Below are 17,687 nucleotides of genomic sequence, written 5' to 3'. Positions count from 1 at the left end.
GCGAGGGACCCGCGCCCGCCGTCCGGCCGGACTCACCGCTTCTGTTCACGGTTGAACTGCGCCTTGGACCACAGGTAGCCCAGCACCGACAGCACCGCCCACCACGCCAACGTCAGCAGCGCGTTCTTCGTGCCGATCCCGCTGCCCAGCAGCAGCCCGCGCAGCGTCTCGATGGCGGGCGAGAACGGCTGGTACTCGGCGAACCAGCGGAACCAGCTCGGCATGGCGTCCACCGGTACGAACGCGCTGGACAGGAACGGCAGCATGACCAGCGGGGTCCCGATGTTGCTGGCCCCCTCGGGGTTGGGGCTCACCAGACCCATGCCGACCGCCATCCAGGTCAGCCCGAGGCTCACCAGCGCCATCAGCCCGACCGCCACGATCCACTCCACCGGCGTCGCGTCGGGCCGGAAGCCGATGGCCAGTCCGATGCCCAGGACGATCAACAGAGCCGTCAGCGTCTTGATCACGCTGCCGACCACATGGCCGATCAGCACGGAGGCGCGGGAGATCGCCATGGTGCGGAACCGGGCCATGATGCCCTCGGTCATGTCGGTGCACACGGACACCGCGGTGCCGAGCGAGGTCATGGCCACGGTCAGGAAGAGAATGCCGGGGACGAGGTAGGCGACGTAGTCGGCCCGGTCGGCGTGGCCGCCGTTGATGCCCGCGCTCATCACGTCACCGAAGACGTAGACGAAGAGCAGCAGCAGGATGACCGGGGTGAGCAGGAGGTTCAGGGTGAGGGAGGGGTAGCGGCGCGCGTGCAGGAGGTTGCGGCGCAGCATGGTGAGGTTGTCGCGGAACGCGTAGCCGGCGGTGCTCATCGGACGGTCTCCTTGTCGGTGGTCTGAGCGGGTACGGAGCTGCCGGTCAGGGCGAAGAACACGTCGTCCAGGTCCGGGGTGTGCACGGACAGCTCGTCGGCCTCGATGCCGGCCGCGTCGAGCCAGTCGAGGATGGCGCGCAGTTCGCGCTGGCTGCCGTCGCTGGGGATCTGCAGGGTCAGCGCCTCGTCGTCGCGCACGGTCTCGCGCAGCGCGGTCGCCGCGCGCTCGTACGCCCCCGGCTCGGCGAACCGCAGCCGCACATGGCCGCCGGGGACCAGACGCTTCAGCTCGGCGGCGCTGCCCTGGGCGACGAGCTTGCCGCCGTTGAGCACCGCGATGCGGTCGGCCAGCTGGTCGGCCTCGTCCAGGTACTGGGTGGTGAGGAAGACGGTCGTGCCGGCGGAGACCAGCTCGCGGATGATCTGCCACATGGTGTGGCGCGAGCGCGGGTCGAGGCCGGTGGTCGGCTCGTCGAGGAAGATGATCCGCGGGTCGCCCACCAGGGTCATGGCGATGTCGAGGCGGCGCTTCATGCCGCCGGAGTAGGTCGAGGCGGGCTTCTTCGCAGCCTCCACCAGGTCGAAGCGCTCCAGCAGCTCGGCGGTGACCCGCCGGCCCTCCCGGCGGGAGAGGTGCTGCAGGTCGGCCATCAGCAGCATGTTCTCCTCACCGGTGATCAGTCCGTCCACGGCGGAGAACTGGCCGGTGACCCCGATCGCCGCGCGGACCGCCTGGGCCCCGGCGATCACGTCGTGTCCGGCGATCCGGGCCTGGCCGCCGTCGGCGCGGATCAGGGTGGACAGGATGCCGACCGCCGTGGTCTTGCCCGCGCCGTTCGGCCCGAGGAGGGAGAAGATCGTGCCGGCGGGCACCTGGATGTCGATGCCGTCGAGGACGGTCTTGTCCCCGTAGGACTTGCGCAACCCGGTGGCTGCGATCGCGAGTTCGTGGTCCGTCGTCGTCATGCCGCAGAGACTGCCGACCGGGCGGTTCAGCACGGCTTCAGCCGGGTTTCAGCCCGCGGGGGAACGGCTTCAGCGCAGTGAAACCCGCAGGTGGGCGGTGGGTGGCGGGCCGCCCTTTACGCTTCCTCTGTGGGAAAGTCGCTTCGGAAAGAGGTCCCGTTGAGCTTCTGGTCGATCTACCAGCACGGCTTCGCGCGCGTCGCCGCGTGCACGGGCCACACCGTCATCGCCGACCCGCCCGCCAACGCGGAGGCGGTCCTGCGCCATGCCCGCCGGTGCGCCGAGGAGGGCGTCGCGGTCGCCGTGTTCCCGGAGCTGTGCCTGAGCGGGTACGCCATCGACGACCTGCTGCTGCAGGACGCCATGCTCGACGACGTCGAGACGGCGCTCGCGACGATCGTGGCCGAGTCGGCGGAGCTGCTGCCGGTCCTGGTCGTCGGCGCCCCGCTGCGCCACCGCGACCGGATCTTCAACTGCGCGGTGATCGTGCACCGCGGCCGGATCCTGGGCGTCGTACCGAAGTCGTACCCGCCGAACTACCGCGAGTTCTACGAGCGCCGGCAGATCGCCGCGGGCGACGACGAGCGCGGCGGAACGATCCGGCTCGGCGGCGCGGACGTGCCGTTCGGGGTGGACCTGCTGTTCGCGGCGACGGACCTGCCCGGACTCGTGCTGCACGCCGAGATCTGCGAGGACATGTGGGTGCCGGTGCCGCCGAGTTCGGAGGCCGCACTGGCCGGTGCGACCGTCCTCGTCAACCTCTCGGGCAGCCCCATCACGGTCGGCCGCGCCGAGGACCGCAGGCTGCTGTGCCGCTCGGCGTCCTCGCGCTGTCTGGCCGCGTACGTCTACGCGGCGGCCGGCCTCGGCGAGTCGACCACCGACCTGTCCTGGGACGGCCAGACCCTGATCTACGAGAACGGCGTGCTGCTGGCCGAGACGGAGCGGTTCCCGCTCGGCGAGCAGTACGCGGTCGCCGACGTGGACCTCGACCTGCTGCGGCAGGAGCGGCAGCGGATGGGCACGTTCGGCGAGAACCGCCGCACGCACGCCGCGCGCACCGCCGACTTCCGTACGGTGTCCTTCGCACTGGCCCCGCCGGCCGCCACCGACCTCGGCCTGCGCCGGCGCGTCGAGCGCTTCCCGTTCGTGCCCGCCGACGCCGAACGCCTCGCCCTGGACTGCTACGAGGCGTACAACATCCAGGTCGCGGGCCTGCAGCAGCGGCTCGCGGCGATCGGCGGCCCGAAGGTGGTCATCGGTGTCTCCGGCGGCCTGGACTCCACGCACGCGCTGATCGTCGCCGCCCGGGCGATGGACCGCGCCGGCCGCCCGCGCAGCGACATCCTCGCCTTCACCCTGCCCGGCTTCGCCACCAGCGACCACACCAAGGACAACGCCCACAAGCTGATGCGGGCGCTCGGCGTCACCGCGGCCGAGCTGGACATCACGCCGACCGCGCGGCTGATGCTGAAGGAGATCGGCCACCCCTTCGCCTCCGGCGAGCCGGTCTACGACATCACCTTCGAGAACGTCCAGGCGGGCCTGCGCACCGACTACCTGTTCCGCCTCGCCAACCAGCGCGGCGGCATCGTGCTCGGCACCGGCGACCTCTCCGAGCTGGCGCTCGGCTGGTCCACGTACGGCGTCGGCGACCAGATGAGCCACTACAACGTCAATTCCGGGGTGCCGAAGACGCTGATCCAGCACCTCATCCGCTGGGTCATCAGCAGCGGGCAGTTCGACGAGGAGACCGGCAAGATCCTCGCCGCGATCCTCGACACCGAGATCAGCCCCGAGCTGGTGCCGGGCGAGGAGATGCAGTCCACCGAGTCGAAGATCGGCCCGTACGCGCTGCACGACTTCACCCTGTTCCATGTGCTGCGCTACGGCTTCAGGCCGTCGAAGATCGCCTTCCTCGCCTGGCACGCCTGGCACGAGAAGGAGGCCGGGGCCTGGCCGCCCGGTTTCCCGGAAGCCGACCGCGGCTCCTACGACCTCGCGCAGATCCGGCACTGGCTGGAGGTCTTCATCCGCCGCTTCTTCGCGTTCTCCCAGTTCAAGCGCTCGGCCATGCCGAACGGCCCGAAGGTCTCGGCGGGCGGTTCGCTTTCGCCGCGCGGCGACTGGCGGGCCCCCTCCGACGGCAACGCCCACGCCTGGCTGCGGGACCTGGAGCGCTTCGACCTGACGGAGTCCTAGGCCGGGGCGGTCAGTTGTTCCAGGTCTCGTCGTACGGGTCGTGCGGCACCGGGACCGGCCTGGCCGAGGTGACCTTCAGATACGGGACGGGACCGTTGTTCACCGGGTCCCTGGTCAGCCGGGGGCTGTAGGTGCCGGTGACCTCCAGCCAGGCGTCCGGCCGCAGGACCGGCGGCAGGGTGCCGGTCAGGGCGATCTTGACCGGCTGGGCGTCCGCCGCACAGCAGTTGAGGGCCATCCGGACCAGGTAGGGCGCGCCCGCGTGGTCCAGGGCGAGGAAGCCGGTGACGCGGACCGGGCGGCCGTGCAGGGACCGGCCGTGGCCGTAGGCCGCGCGGGACGCGTAGTCGACCACGGACAGCGGGGCCGGGTCGCCGGCGGGCAGCGGCCCCAGGGCGTACGGCTTCTGCAGGGCCGTGCCGGCGCGCAGGGCGCTGTAGGAGCCGAGGGCGGGCGGGGCGATGAGGATGAGGGCGAGGAGGGGGAGCAACAGCAGCCAGGAGGTGCGGGGTTCGGGGTGGCCGTGCTCCTCGGTGGCGGTCTTCGCGCGCCGGCGCTCGTACCAGACCGTCGCCAGCGCCCCCGCGACCAGGACCACCCCCGAGGCCAGCAGCAGCGGCTGCAGTCCTGCCTTGACGTAGCGCAGGTACAGGCCGGTGCCGCCCGCGTGCAGCAGGGCGGCGCCGAGCAGGAACATGACGGCGGCCTGGGCCTGGCGGTTCACAGCAGCACCGCCGAGGTCAGTACGGCGCCCGTGACGGCGAGTGCGAAGGTGGCCGGGGCGAAGCGGAGGGCGAAGCCGCGGCCGAAGGTGCCGGCCTGCATCGCGAAGAGCTTGAGGTCGATCATCGGGCCCACCACCAGGAACACCAGCTTGGCCGTCGGCGAGAACTGGGTGAGGGAGGCCGCGACGAACGCGTCCGCCTCCGAGCAGATGGACAGCAGCACGGCCAGGACGGCGAGGGCCAGCACGGAGAAGGCGGGGTTTCCGGCCGCCGTGCGCAGCCAGTCCGCCGGGACCGCCGCCTTCAGCGTGGCCGCGGCCATCGCGCCGAGCACCAGGAATCCGCCGGCGTGCATGGTGTCGTGCCGTACCGAGTTCCAGAACGTCTCCCCCTTCGTCGCGCCCTCGTGCGCGCCGTGGGCCGGCGGGCGCAGCCAGTCGGTGCGGCCCAGCCGCTGCCACAGCCAGCCCATCACGCACGCCACCAGCAGGCTCGCCAGGAACCGGGCCAGGACCATCGCCGGGTCGCGCGGGAAGGCGACGGCGGTCGCGGTCAGCACGATCGGGTTGATGGCGGGGGCGGAGAGGAGGAAGGCGAGGGCCGCGGCCGGGGTGACTCCCCTGCGGACGAGGGCGCCCGCCACCGGCACCGAGGCGCACTCGCAGCCGGGCAGGATCGCCCCCGCGACCCCGGCGACGGGGACGGCGAGGGCGGGGCGGCTCGGCAGGGCCCGGGCGAAGAACGACGGCGGCACGAACACCGCGATGGCCGCCGACAGCAGCACGCCGAGCACCAGGAAGGGCAGCGCCTGCACGGTCACCGCGACGAACACCGTCATCCAGCTCTGCATCGGCGGGGTGCCGAGCAGTCCGCGGATCGGCGACTGGGCGAGCACGGCGAGCAGCAGCGTCAGCGTCAGCACCAGTGGGGAGCTGAGCCGGCGGCCGTCCTGGCCGGCGACGGCGTCAGCGGGGGCGGCCTCCGCGGCGGGCGGGGCGTCTTCGGTGATGGCCACGGGTGGATACCTCCGGCTGTGCTGGCTCCCTCACTCCCTCCCCGTCAGTACGCGGGGCGGGGTGCGGGCGTTCACGGGACTGCTGGAACCACCCGTGTCCTTGGGGCAGTCTTTTCCCTCGTGGCGAGCGTTCCGTATCAAGGGGGGCCGGGTGCGGCCCCGCCGGCGCACATGGTGGTGTGCGGCGACGACGGGCTCGCGCACCGGCTGGCGGCCGAGTTGCGCGGGGTCTACGGCGAGCGGGTCACCCTCGTGGTGCCGCCGAACGGGCGCACCGCCGGGCCGCCGGTGGTCGGCCGCGCCCGGGCCGCGTCGGCCGCCCTGTTCGACCGGGTGGTCAGTGCCGCGGTGGGCCGCGGCGGCACCGGGCCGGCGGCCGCCGCGAGCGCCCCGGCCACCGGCGGCGCAGGCAACGGCGGTGACGGCGCACGGGTGCTGGAGGCCGCCGAGGTCACCGAGGCGGTGCTCGCCGAGGCCGGGGTGGAACGGGCCGCCGCGCTCGCCCTCGTCTTCGACGACGACGAGACCAACATCCGGGCCGCGCTGACCGCCCGCCGGCTCAACCCCCGGCTGCGGCTCGTCCTGCGCCTCTACAACCGCCGGCTGGGCCAGCACATCGAGGAACTCCTCGACCAGGCGGCCGCGTTGGCCACCGGTGACGGCGGCTCGGACGCGTCCACCACCGTGCTGTCCGACGCCGACACCGCGGCACCCGCGCTGGCCGCCACCGCCGTCGCCGGCACCAGCAAGGTCGTGCAGACCGAGGGGCTGCTGCTGCGGGCCGTCGAACGGCCGTCGGCGGGCTCCGGACTGTGCACCCTCGCCCTGCTCTCCCCGAACGGCGCCGACGCCGCCGGCGGGGACGGGCCGGAGGGCGGCGGGGAGCAGGAGCCGCGGCTGCTGCCGGACGACGAGGAGGTGCGGCAGGCCGCCGGGCGGCCGGCCGTGGTGCTGGAGCAGGTGTCGTCCGCGGGCGGCGGCGAGTCAGCCGCGCCCGGTCGCGGCGGGGTACCGCCGCTGGCCTCGCTGTTCTCCCGGCGGTTGCGGTGGTCGCTGGCGGGCGCGACGGTCTGCGTGGTCGCGCTCGCCGTCGCGCTGTGGGTGGTCACCCCCGGGATCCATCCGCTGCGCGCCTTCTACCTCACGCTGCTGGACCTGTTCGCGATCGACGACCCCGCCATCGGGGCGCCCCTGGGCCGGCAGATCCTCCAACTCCTCTCCGGACTGGTCGGGTTGCTGCTGCTCCCGGTGTTGCTGGCGGCCGTACTGGAGGCGCTGGGCACCTTCCGCACCGCCTCCGCCCTGCGGAAACCCCCGCGCGGCCTCGGCGGGCATGTGGTGCTGCTCGGGCTCGGCAAGATCGGCACGCGGGTGCTGACCCGGCTGCGCGAGCTGAACATCCCCGTCGTGTGCGTCGAGTCCGACCCGGAGGCGCGGGGACTGGCGACCGCGCGGCGGCTGCGGGTGCCGGTGGTCTTCGGGGACGTCACCCAGGAAGGGGTGCTGGAGTCCGCCAAGATCCACCGGGCGTACGCGCTGCTCGCCGTGACCAGCGCGGACACGACCAACCTGGAGGCCGTGCTGTACGCGCGGTCCGTACGGCCCGATCTGCGGGTGGTGCTGCGGCTGTACGACGACGACTTCGCCACCGCGGTGTACCGGACACTGCGGGCGGCGTATCCGCAAGCGCTGACCCGGAGCCGCAGCGTCACGCATCTGGCCGCGCCCGCGTTCGCCGGGGCGATGCTCGGGCGGCAGGTGCTGGGCGCTGTCGCGGTGGGGCGGAGGGTGCTGCTGTTCGCCGCGGTCGACGTGTCCGGGCATCCCCAGCTGGAGGGACGGACGGTACGGGACGCCTTCCGGGCCGGGTCCTGGAGGGTGCTGGCGCTGGAGGGACGGACCGACACGGCGCCGGACCATGTGCTGTCGAAGGGGGACCGGGTGGTCGTCGCCGCGACCCGCAGGGGGCTCGCGGAGCTGCGCTGACCCTCAGGGCCCCACCCCTCGGCCCCCGTCTGCCCGTCCCCGCCCACCGGGCCCGGTCGGGCCCCCGCCCGGTCGGTGCCCGCCGGCCGGGCGGGGGGCCCGGCCGGCCGGCGGCGGCTATCCGCCCAGATGCCGGGCGGCGAAGTCCATCTCCAGTCCCACCTGCCTGATCCGCTCGTCCACCACCAGGGACCCGTGCCCGGCGTCGTAGCGGTACACCTCGTGGGTCGCGCCTCTCGTCTCCAGGCGCTTGACGTAGTTGTCGATCTGCCGGATCGGGCAGCGCGGGTCGTTGACACCCGCCGAGATGTAGACCGGGGCCTTGACCTCGTCGACGTAGGTCAGCGGGGACGAGGCCTCGAAGCGCTCGGGGACCTCCTCCGGGGTGCCGCCCAGCAGGGTGCGGTCCATGGCCTTCAGGGCCTCCATCTCGTCGTGGTACGCGGTGACGTAGTCCGCGACGGGCACGACCGCGATGCCCACCGTCCACGCCTCGGGCTGGGTGCCGAGGCCGAGCAGGGTGAGATAGCCGCCCCAGGAGGCGCCGGTGAGGATCAGCCGGGCGGGGTCGGCGAGGCCCGAGGACACCGCCCAGTCGCGGACCGCGGCCACGTCCTCCAGCTCGATCAGGCCGACCCGGTGCTTGAGGGCGTCGGTCCAGGCGCGGCCGTAGCCGGTGGAGCCCCGGTAGTTGACGCGGATCACGGCATAGCCCTGGTCGACCCAGGCGGCCGGTCCCGCGGCGAAGGCGTCGCTGTCGTGCCAGGTCGGGCCGCCGTGCAGGTCGAAGACCGTCGGCAGGGGGCCGGTCGCGCCCGCCGGCTTCTGGATCAGGGCGTGGATGCGGCCGCCGGGGCCCTCCACCCAGGCGTCCTCCACCGGCACCGACGGCGGGCACTTCAGCCCGGGCGGGTCCAGGACGACACGGCCGGAGGTGGACCGCACCGCCGGGGGCTCGGCGGCCGACGACCACAGGTACTCCACGCTGCCGTCGGGGCGGGCCGTCGCGCCGGAGACCGTGCCGGGCGGGGTGGGGATGCGGGTCAGCTCGCGGGCCGCCAGGTCGTAGCGGAACAGTTCGCTGCGGGCCTCGAAGCCGTGGGCGATGAGCAGGGCCGAGCCGTCCGGGTACCACTCGGCGCTGACGTCGCCGGGGAGGTCCAGGGCGAGGTCGGTCTCCTCGCCCGTCGCCACGTCCCACACCAGCGGCTCCCAGCGGCCCCGGCGCTGATGCCCGATGAGCAGCCGGGTGTCGCCGTCGACCGGCGCGAAGCCCAGCACCTCCAGGCCCAGCTCCTCGGTGCCGCCCTCGGTGTCGTCCAGCTCGGCGACCGGTGTGCCGTCCGGGCGGAGCACGCGCAGCGCCGCGTGCATGGCGTCACCGTGCTCGGTGTGCTCGACGGCGATCAGGGAGCCGTCGTGCGAGAGGTCGCCGACGCCCGCCGACTCGCGGTGCCGGTAGATCTCGGCCGGGTCCTCGCCCTCGCGGGCCAGGTGGATCGTCGTGCCCTCCTCGTCCGTGGAACGGCCGACGACCGCCGTGCGGCCGTCGCGGGCCAGGGCGAGACCGGCCGGATAGGAGGGTTCGAGGCCGGGGACGGCGGGCTCGTCCGCCCCTCCCCCGAAGGGCTGGCGGCGCCAGACGCCGAACTCGTCACCGTCCTTGTCGTCGAACCACCAGATCCAGGCGCCGTCCGGGGAGAGCACGCCGTCCGTCGTGCCGTTCGGCCGGAACGTCGCCTGCCGCTGCTCGCCCGTCGCACGGTCCCAGGCGTACAGCTCGTACGTGCCCGTCGCGTTCGACACGAACAGGGAGCGGTCCGGCGCGTCCTCCGCCCAGTCGGGCAGCGACACGCGCGGTGCCCGAAACCGCTTCTCCCAGTCCGGCATGCCGGCCGCGTCACGCGTGCCCGGCTCGTTGCTCTCACTCATGGCCCCAGTCATGCGCCCATAGTGCCTGGCCGCGCCGACAATTGGGTGGCGGGTGTGCGCAGGCTGTGGATAACTTCGCGACCATGAGCACTTCCGGCACCACCCCGTCCGCCCCCGAAGGCTGGCGCGAGGACAACCAGGCCATGTGGGACGAACGGGTCCCCGTCCACGTGGCCGGCGAGTTCTACGACCTCGACGGCTTCCGGGCCCGCCCGGACGTCCTGCGGGACTTCGAGAAGGACGAGGTCGGTGACGTCACCGGCAGGACACTCCTGCACCTGCAGTGCCACATCGGGACCGACACCCTCTCCTGGGCGCATCGCGGTGCCGCCCGCGTCGTCGGCCTGGACTTCTCCGCGCCGGCCGTCGAGGCCGCCCGCTCCCTCGCGGCCGACCTCGGCCACGGCCCCGAGCGCGCCGCTTTCGTCACCGGCGACGTGTACGACGCGGCGCGGGTGGTGCCCGAGCCGTCGTACGACATCGTCTACACGGGGCTCGGCGCGCTGTGCTGGCTGCCCGACATCCGCCGCTGGGCCCGGACGGCCGCCTCGCTCGTCGCGCCCGGCGGGTTCCTGTACCTCGCCGAGTTCCACCCGATCACCGAGGCCCTGGACGACGCGACCGGCTCGCGGGTCGTGCGCGACTACTTCGCCCGCGACGCCCAGGTGTGGGAAGAGCCCGGCACCTACGCCGACCAGAGCGCCACCACCGTCCACAACCGCAGCGTGCAGTGGCAGCACACCCTCGGCGACGTCGTCTCCGCGCTCGCCGGGGCCGGGCTGCGCATCGAGTTCCTGCACGAACACGACGTGTCGCTCTTCCCGCGCTTCGAGAACTTCGAGGTCCAGGGCGGCTACCACCGCTTCCCCGCGGACCACCCGCGCATCCCGCTGATCTATTCGCTCAGGGCCACCAAGGGCTGAACCCTGGGGCCAAGGGCCGCCCCGCGGGCGGGGCACCGGCGGTGGCGCCGTACCGTGGAGGGCGTGTACCGGTTTCTGCTGACACCCCGCTGGTGGGGCATCAACGTCTTCGTGCTGCTCGCCATCCCGTTCTGCGTCTTCATGGGGTCCTGGCAGCTGAGCCGGTTCGAGGGGCGGGTCCAGGACCACCGGGCCGCCACCGAGCAGGCCGCGTCCGACCGGCACGAGAGAGCGCGTCCGCTGGAGACGATGCTGCCCGTCGACAAGGCCACCTCCGGCCGCCGGGTCAGCGCGCGCGGGCACTACGGCACGCAGCTGCTGGTGCCGGGCCGGCAGCTCGACGACAGGAACGGCTTCTACGTCCTCACCCTGCTGCGCACCGGCTCCGGCAAGGCGCTGCCGGTGGTGCGGGGCTGGCTGCCGGGCACGGCGGACGCGGCGAAGGCGCCCGCGCCGCCGCGCGGTGAGGTCACCGTGACCGGCGCGCTGCAGGCGTCCGAGACGCCCGGGGACAACGGGGTCAGCGCGCAGGGCGGACTGCCGGCGGGGCAGACGGGGGCGATCAGCTCGGCGTCCCTGGTGAACCTGGTGCCGTACCAGCTGTACGACGCCTGGATCACGCTCGACACGGCCGACGCCGGGATGCGGGCCGTGCCCGCGACGGCGCCGGACGGTACCGGGCTGGATCTGAAGGCGTTCCAGAACCTCGGCTACACCGGGGAGTGGTTCGTCTTCGCCGGGTTCGTGGTGTTCATGTGGTTCCGGCTGCTGCGGCGGGAGGCGGAAGCCGCGCGGGACGCCACGCTGGGCCTGGTCCCCGCGGCGGAGGACGCCCCGGCGCCGGTGGTCAGCGGCTGACCGCTGCCGGCACGGGCCGGGGCCGCCCGCCCGAGGCACGACGGCGCCGCTACGAACCCGCCAGCACCCCGGTGTAGATCACGGTCCCCGCGCACTCCCCGGTCACCGTGGCCGTGGCCGACGGTGAGCCGCCCTGCGCCGTGTGCGTGATCTGCACGCTTCCGTCAGCCGTGCCGTCCTCGGCCGTCAGCTGGGTCGTGGTGCCCGTGCCCGTCGAGCCCCCGCTGTCCGCCGTACCGCCGGAGGCACTCGCGTCCTGCGTGGGCGTCGGATCCGGCGTCGGGTCGGCCGGGTCCGTACCGCCGGTGGTGCTGTCGCCGCCCGCCGCGGGACAGGTCTCCGAAGGGACGAAGGCGAACTTCTCCTCATACGCCGCGCCCGGCTGCACGAGCAGCCCGGTGACCTCCAGCGAGGGGTCGGGCAGGTCGGTCGCCGCGTCCCCGGCCACATGCCGGGCGGTGCCGATCTTGGCCTGGTCGGCCGCGCCCGTCGCGGTGGGGGTGATGGTGCCCGCACCGGCGACGGTACAGGCGGTGGAGGAGGTGTTGACGACGCGGAACGTGCCGTAGACCACGCCCGCGGAGTTGGGGACGTCGGCGGTGCCGGTGGCGGAGCCCAGCTGGGCCGCCGTGCACACCGGTGCGCCGCCCGCGGTGAGCGTGGCGGACGGGTTGGCGCCGCCGCCGGAGCCGGTGGCGCCGGCGCCGGGCCTGTCCCCCTTCTCGCCGGGCTTGCCGGACTGCCTGCCGGGCTTGGCGCTCGCGGTGCCGGCGTCCCTCGGGGAGCCCTTGCCGCCGCCCTCGTCCTTGGTCTGCCCGGTGCCGCCCTGGGCCTGGGACGACTGGCCGGCCATGGCGGTGTTGGGGTCGGAGCCGTCGGCCTGGGAGACGTGGACGAGGGCGGGGATCGCGGTGCCGATGAACAGGGCGGCGGCGGCCATGCCGACGGCTGCCTGCCGCTTGCGGGCCCGCCGCGCGGGGACGGCCCGGCGCAGGTGGTCCAGCGTGCCGGCGCGCGGCTCGATGTCGTCGACGACGGAGTGCAGCATCCGGCGCAGGGCCGGCTCGTCGCCGTCGAACCCCTCGGGGCCCTTCTCGTCGGGGCCGTGGTTCACAGTTCCGTTCCCAGCGTGCGATTGCGTGTGCTCTTGCTCGTCCCGCTTCGTCGGTTCGTGCCAGGCGAAGGGCTCGTGACGTTCGTGGGAGTGGCGTTCATCGGAATCGCCCCCTTCGGCTCGCTCGCTCATGCCGGCGCCTCCATGGCCACCCGCAGCGCGGCGATGCCGCGCGAGCCGTACGCCTTCACCGAACCCAGCGAGATCCCGAGGGTCTCGGCGACCTGGGCCTCGGTCATGTCCGCGAAGTAGCGCAGGACCAGGACCTCGCGCTGGCGGCGCTGCAGGCCCTTCATCGCCTTGATGAGGTCGCGCCGCTCCAGCTGGTCGTAGGCGCCCTCCTCCGCGCTCGCCATGTCCGGCATCGGCTTGGAGAGCAGCTTCAGGCCGAGGATGCGGCGGCGCAGCGTGGAGCGGGAGAGGTTGACGACCGTCTGCCTGAGGTAGGCGAGGGTCTTCTCGGGGTCGCGGACGCGCTTGCGGGCCGAGTGCACGCGGATGAAGGCCTCCTGGACGACGTCCTCGCAGGAGGCGGTGTCGTCGAGAAGCAGCGCGGCGAGGCCGAGCAGCGAGCGGTAGTGCGCCCGGTAGGTTTCGGTGAGGTGGTCGACGGTCGTACCGGCGGCCTCGGTCACCGCGGGGGCCGCGGCCTCCTCGGCACCGTCACGCTGACTGGGTATGCGGGCCGGCCGCGCTGCGGGCATGGGCGCGATCACCGGCATGCCGCCGGACGTGCGGGGCCGGAGCGCCGCACGGGGCGGCCGCAGGGACGCAGTGCCGCGGACCGCGCTGAGTTCGAGTACCTCTGCCACGCCAGTTGGACACGCCTGCCCCCGCCAAGGTTGTACGTGCCGGCCGTCACATGTGCGACAACCGGCCGTGCCTCAAGTGCCGTCATGCGCCCCGCTCTTCCCTTATGTCCGATATATGGGAGGGTGCCCCCACACCTCACCCGATCACGGCGCCCCCACGCCCCGAAGAGTGACCGCAAAGACGCTCCCCGTCCGCCGCGAGGTTGCGGGGACGGGGAGGGAAATCTTCTGTTGCCTTGAGCAATGGTTTCAAGTGGTTCGGACCATGCTTCTGGCCACACTTCTTACACAGATCCTACAAACCCTGTCTTGACGGCCTACGCCCGGTCGGCCCAGTCCGCCGCGACCAGCTCCGCGATCTGCGCCGTGTTCAGCGCGGCGCCCTTGCGGAGGTTGTCGCCGCACACGAACAGTTCGAGCGCGGTCGGGTCGTCCAGGGCCCGCCGCAGCCGGCCCACCCAGGTCGGGTCGGTGCCCACGACGTCGGCGGGGGTGGGGAACTCGCCGGCGGCCGGGTCGTCGCACAGCACCACACCGGGCGCGGTCGCGAGGATCTCCCGGGCACGGTCGACGGTCACCTCGCCCTGGAAGCGGGCGTGCACGGTCAGCGAGTGGGTGGTGATCACCGGGACGCGGACGCAGGTCACGGCGACCGGCAGCTGCGGCAGCCCGAGGATCTTGCGGGCCTCGTCGCGGACCTTCATCTCCTCCGAGGACCAGCCGTCCTCCCGCAGCGACCCGGCCCACGGGACGACGTTCAGCGCGACCGGCTCCGGGAACGGCCCGGTGTCCTCCCCGACGGCCCGCCGCACGTCACCGGGCTTGGTGCCCAGCTCGGTACCGGCCACCAGGGACAGCTGGGCCCTGAGGGTCTCCACGCCGGCCCGCCCGGCACCGCTCACCGCCTGGTACGACGACACCACGAGCTCGCGCAGCCCGAACTCGGCGTGCAGCGCGCCCAGGGCGACGATCATCGTCAGGGTCGTGCAGTTGGGGTTGGCGACGATCCCGCGCGGCCGGGTCCGTACGGCGTGCGGGTTGACCTCGGGCACCACGAGCGGCACCTCGGGGTCCAGCCGGAAGGCGGCGGAGTTGTCGACGACGACCGCGCCGCGGGTCACGGCGACCGGCGCCCACTGCGCGGCGACCTCGTCCGGGACGTCGAACATCGCGACGTCGACCCCGTCGAAGGCCTCTTCGCTCAGGGCCGTCACCTCGATCTCCTCGCCGCGCACGGCCAGCTTGCGGCCGGCCGAGCGCGGGGAGGCGATCAGGCGGATCTCGCCCCAGACGTCCGCACGCTGGGACAGGATCTGGAGCATGACCGCGCCGACGGCCCCGGTCGCTCCCACGACCGCGAGCGTCGGCTTGCCGGTCATCGTCGTACGCCTCCGTACGCGGAGACGGTCATCGGCCGGTGCCGCCGTAGACGACGGCCTCGTCGGTGTCGGAGTCGAGCCCGAAGGCCGTGTGCACGGCACGGACGGCCTCCGGCACGTCGTCCTTGCGGGTGACGACGGAGATGCGGATCTCGGAGGTGGAGATCAGCTCGATGTTCACGCCCGCGTCGCTCAGCGCCTCGAAGAACGAGGCGGTGACTCCCGGATTGGTCTTCATGCCGGCGCCGACCAGCGAGATCTTGCCGATCTGGTCGTCGTAGCGCAGCGAGTCGAAGCCGATGCCCGACCGGCTCTTCTCCAGCGCGTCGATCGCCTTGCGGCCCTCGGTCTTCGGCAGCGTGAAGGAGATGTCCGTCAGCCCCGTGGAGGCGGCGGACACGTTCTGCACGACCATGTCGATGTTGATCTCGGCATCGGCGATGGCCCGGAAGATCGCGGCGGCCTCACCCGGCTTGTCCGGCACACCGACGACCGTGATCTTGGCCTCGGAGGTGTCGTGCGCGACACCGGAGATGATGGCCTGCTCCACCTTCTTGTCCCCAATCGGCTCACTGCTGACCCACGTGCCCTGCAACCCGCTGAAGCTGGAGCGGACGTGGATCGGGATGTTGTAGCGGCGGGCGTACTCCACACAGCGGTGGAGCAGCACCTTGGAGCCGGAGGCGGCGAGCTCCAGCATGTCCTCGAAGGAGATCCAGTCGATCTTCTTCGCCTTCTTCACCACGCGCGGGTCGGCGGTGAACACGCCGTCCACGTCGGTGTAGATCTCGCAGACCTCGGCGTCGAGCGCGGCGGCGAGCGCCACGGCCGTCGTGTCGGACCCGCCGCGGCCCAGCGTGGTGATGTCCTTCTTGTCCTGGCTGACGCCCTGGAAACCGGCCACGATCGCGATGTTGCCCTTGTCCAGGGACTCGCGGATCCGGCCCGGCGTGACGTCGATGATCCTGGCTTTGTTGTGGACCGAGTCGGTGATGACGCCTGCCTGGCTGCCGGTGAAGGACTGGGCCTCGTGGCCCAGGTTTTTGATCGCCATCGCCAGCAGGGCCATGGAGATCCGCTCTCCGGCGGTCAGCAGCATGTCGAATTCCCGCCCGGCGGGCATCGGAGAAACCCGCTCCGCGAGATCGATCAGCTCGTCCGTCGTGTCGCCCATCGCGGAAACGACGACGACAACCTGGTTGCCGTTCTTCTTCGCTTCCACGATCCGCTTGGCGACGCGCTTGATGCCTTCGGCATCGGCTACGGAGGAACCTCCGTACTTCTGCACGACAAGGCCCACGTGCGCTCCTCGCTCGGTTCGTTTGTGTCGGCTCAGTCTAACGAGCGCCCGAATTCCACCACCCTGCTCCCGCATGGTGAGACGTCGGCCGCCGTGTTCCGGAAGGGCTCTTGCCCACCGCGCGGGGGACCACGCAGAAAGTGCCCCGGGTCACAGCGGACGCCGCTGGCGTTCCGCGATGAGGGGGGGCATGACATGACAGAAGTACTGCTCGCCGGCATCGTCCTGCTCGGCGGATGCGCGCAGTGGCGGGCCTGGCGGGCGGCGCGACGGCGATGACGACGGGGCTGTGGGGGGGTGTGGACGGGGTGAGCCGGGCCCGGCCGCCGTCGGCCCCGTGATCCGGCGCTACTTCCCCGGCCGGATCCCCAGCGGCCCGCCGATCTCCTCCGCCATGACCCGCCCCGCCTCGAACTCCAGGGTCTCGTCGCCCATGGTGGCCTGGTCGGTGTCGAGGCCGTCCAGCTCCTCCAGGGGCTGGTTCAGCCGGACGTGGATGAGGACCGACTGCAGGGCGCGCAGGACGGCGGAGGCCGTGGGGCCCCAGTTGGAGAAGTAGGAGAACTGCCACCACCACAGGGCCTCCGTGGTGCGGCCCGCGCGGTAGTGGGCCATGCCGTGGCGCAGGTCGGTGATGACGTCGGCGAGGTCGTCGGAGATACGCGCCGGGACGGGGGCCTTGCGGGGCTCGTACGGGTCGAAGACCTCGGAGTAGACGTCGACGGGTTCGAGGAGCCGGGCCAGGTTCTCGCGCAGCCCGTCGACGTCCGGCTCGGGGCCCGGGTCGGGCTCGTAGCGCTCATCGGGGACGATGTCCTCGTGGGCGCCCAGGCGGCCGCCGGCCAGCAGCAGCTGGGAGACCTCCAGCAGGAGGAAGGGGACCGTCGAGCCGGGCTCGTCGCCCTTCGCCACCTCGGTGACCGCCACCAGGAAGCTCTCGACCTGGTCCGCGATCTGGACCACGAAATCGTCCGGGTTCTGCGTCGAGTCGTGCAGTGTGGCGTCAGACATCTAGGAGTCGTCTCCCCTCGAAGGCGCGGCCGAGGGTCACCTCGTCCGCGTATTCCAGGTCGCCACCCACCGGGAGGCCGCTGGCCAGGCGGGTGACCTTCAGGCCCATGGGTTTGATCATGCGGGCGAGGTAGGTGGCCGTGGCCTCGCCCTCCAGGTTGGGGTCCGTCGCCAGGATCAGCTCCGTGACCGTCCCGTCGGCCAACCGCGCGAGAAGTTCTCGTATACGCAGGTCGTCGGGACCCACGCCCTCGATCGGGCTGATGGCGCCGCCGAGCACGTGGTAGCGGCCGCGGAACTCGCGGGTGCGCTCGATGGCGACGACGTCCTTCGGCTCCTCGACCACGCAGATGACCGACGGGTCGCGGCGCGGGTCACGGCAGATGTTGCACAGCTCCTCCTGCGCCACATTGCCGCAGGTCGCGCAGAAACGGACCTTCGCCTTGACCTCCAGGAGCGCCTGCGCGAGCCGCTTCACGTCGGTCGGCTCCGCCTGCAGGATGTGGAAGGCGATGCGCTGCGCGCTCTTGGGACCGACGCCGGGCAGCCGCCCCAGCTCGTCGATGAGGTCCTGGACCACGCCTTCGTACACCGGACCGCCCTTCCTGGAGACCTTTCGGTACGTACCGTAGTTG

15 protein-coding genes are annotated in these 17,687 nt (G+C 72.6%); 4 read left to right on the top strand and 11 right to left on the bottom strand.

All coding sequences use genetic code 11. From position 1 onward, the window contains the following. Window positions 1-32: 32 nt before the first annotated feature. Window positions 33-827 (bottom strand): ABC transporter permease, encoded by a 795-nt coding sequence (locus IO33_RS0115075; protein WP_031164830.1) that lies wholly within the window; start codon window positions 825-827, stop codon window positions 33-35. Then, complete coding sequence (locus IO33_RS0115070) at window positions 824-1,795, bottom strand: daunorubicin resistance protein DrrA family ABC transporter ATP-binding protein (protein ID WP_031164827.1); 972 nt, start codon at window positions 1,793-1,795, stop codon at window positions 824-826. The genes IO33_RS0115075 and IO33_RS0115070 overlap by 4 nt, the downstream gene beginning before the upstream one ends. Before the next feature lie 159 nt (window positions 1,796-1,954). Here IO33_RS0115070 and IO33_RS0115065 point away from each other — a divergent pair, with 159 nt between their 5' ends. Next, entirely contained in the window at window positions 1,955-3,997 is a 2,043-nt protein-coding gene (locus IO33_RS0115065; protein ID WP_031164825.1) for an NAD(+) synthase, read from the top strand. A gap of 10 nt (window positions 3,998-4,007) precedes the next feature. Here the strand turns inward: IO33_RS0115065 and IO33_RS0115060 are convergent, their stop codons facing one another. Both IO33_RS0115060 and IO33_RS0115055 read right to left on the bottom strand, forming a co-directional pair. Next, window positions 4,008-4,721 carry a TIGR03943 family putative permease subunit gene (locus IO33_RS0115060; RefSeq protein ID WP_031164823.1) on the bottom strand — a complete coding sequence of 238 codons (714 nt, stop codon included), beginning with the start codon at window positions 4,719-4,721 and terminating at the stop codon, window positions 4,008-4,010. Beyond that, the gene (locus IO33_RS0115055; RefSeq protein ID WP_031164821.1) at window positions 4,718-5,737 is read right to left on the bottom strand and encodes a permease; all 1,020 of its coding nucleotides are present in this window, start codon (window positions 5,735-5,737) and stop codon (window positions 4,718-4,720) included. Before IO33_RS0115055 ends, IO33_RS0115060 begins: the two co-directional genes overlap by 4 nt. 171 nt (window positions 5,738-5,908) lie before the next feature. Here IO33_RS0115055 and IO33_RS0115050 point away from each other — a divergent pair, with 171 nt between their 5' ends. Then, entirely contained in the window at window positions 5,909-7,723 is a 1,815-nt protein-coding gene (locus IO33_RS0115050) for an NAD-binding protein (RefSeq protein WP_031164819.1), read from the top strand. A 117-nt stretch (window positions 7,724-7,840) separates the two neighbouring features. Here the strand turns inward: IO33_RS0115050 and IO33_RS0115045 are convergent, their stop codons facing one another. Beyond that, the gene (locus IO33_RS0115045; protein WP_031164817.1) at window positions 7,841-9,655 is read right to left on the bottom strand and encodes a S9 family peptidase; all 1,815 of its coding nucleotides are present in this window, start codon (window positions 9,653-9,655) and stop codon (window positions 7,841-7,843) included. Between the two features lie 83 nt (window positions 9,656-9,738). On the opposite strand from IO33_RS0115045, the gene IO33_RS0115040 reads away from it, so the two are divergent. Continuing rightward, complete coding sequence (locus IO33_RS0115040) at window positions 9,739-10,578, top strand: class I SAM-dependent methyltransferase (protein ID WP_031164815.1); 840 nt, start codon at window positions 9,739-9,741, stop codon at window positions 10,576-10,578. Between the two features lie 63 nt (window positions 10,579-10,641). Beyond that, entirely contained in the window at window positions 10,642-11,436 is a 795-nt protein-coding gene (locus tag IO33_RS0115035; protein ID WP_209438859.1) for an SURF1 family protein, read from the top strand. A gap of 49 nt (window positions 11,437-11,485) precedes the next feature. On the opposite strand, the gene IO33_RS0115030 is transcribed toward IO33_RS0115035, so the two are convergent. The 6 genes from IO33_RS0115030 to recR all read right to left on the bottom strand — a co-directional run bounded on the left by IO33_RS0115030 (window position 11,486) and on the right by recR (window position 17,644). Continuing rightward, entirely contained in the window at window positions 11,486-12,550 is a 1,065-nt protein-coding gene (locus tag IO33_RS0115030) for a hypothetical protein (RefSeq protein WP_031164811.1), read from the bottom strand. Window positions 12,551-12,678: 128 nt separating this feature from the next. Beyond that, complete coding sequence (locus IO33_RS0115025; protein ID WP_078963645.1) at window positions 12,679-13,362, bottom strand: SigE family RNA polymerase sigma factor; 684 nt, start codon at window positions 13,360-13,362, stop codon at window positions 12,679-12,681. A gap of 317 nt (window positions 13,363-13,679) precedes the next feature. Beyond that, window positions 13,680-14,741: an aspartate-semialdehyde dehydrogenase gene (locus tag IO33_RS0115020; protein WP_031164807.1), complete on the bottom strand. Its 1,062-nt coding sequence runs from the start codon at window positions 14,739-14,741 to the stop codon at window positions 13,680-13,682. A 28-nt stretch (window positions 14,742-14,769) separates the two neighbouring features. Then, complete coding sequence (locus IO33_RS0115015) at window positions 14,770-16,041, bottom strand: aspartate kinase (RefSeq protein ID WP_031164805.1); 1,272 nt, start codon at window positions 16,039-16,041, stop codon at window positions 14,770-14,772. 348 nt (window positions 16,042-16,389) lie between these two features. Then, complete coding sequence (locus IO33_RS0115010; RefSeq protein ID WP_031164803.1) at window positions 16,390-17,052, bottom strand: DUF5063 domain-containing protein; 663 nt, start codon at window positions 17,050-17,052, stop codon at window positions 16,390-16,392. Beyond that, window positions 17,045-17,644, bottom strand: coding sequence for a recombination mediator RecR (recR, locus tag IO33_RS0115005; RefSeq protein WP_031164801.1), 600 nt, complete (start codon window positions 17,642-17,644; stop codon window positions 17,045-17,047). The genes IO33_RS0115010 and recR overlap by 8 nt, the downstream gene beginning before the upstream one ends. Window positions 17,645-17,687 lie beyond the last annotated feature (43 nt).

The sequence above is a fragment of the Streptomyces durhamensis genome, from assembly GCF_000725475.1.
Classification (GTDB): Bacteria; Actinomycetota; Actinomycetes; order Streptomycetales; family Streptomycetaceae; genus Streptomyces; species Streptomyces filipinensis.
Note: the sequence above shows the minus strand (reverse complement) of the source record. Positions and strands in the feature narration are given on the sequence as shown.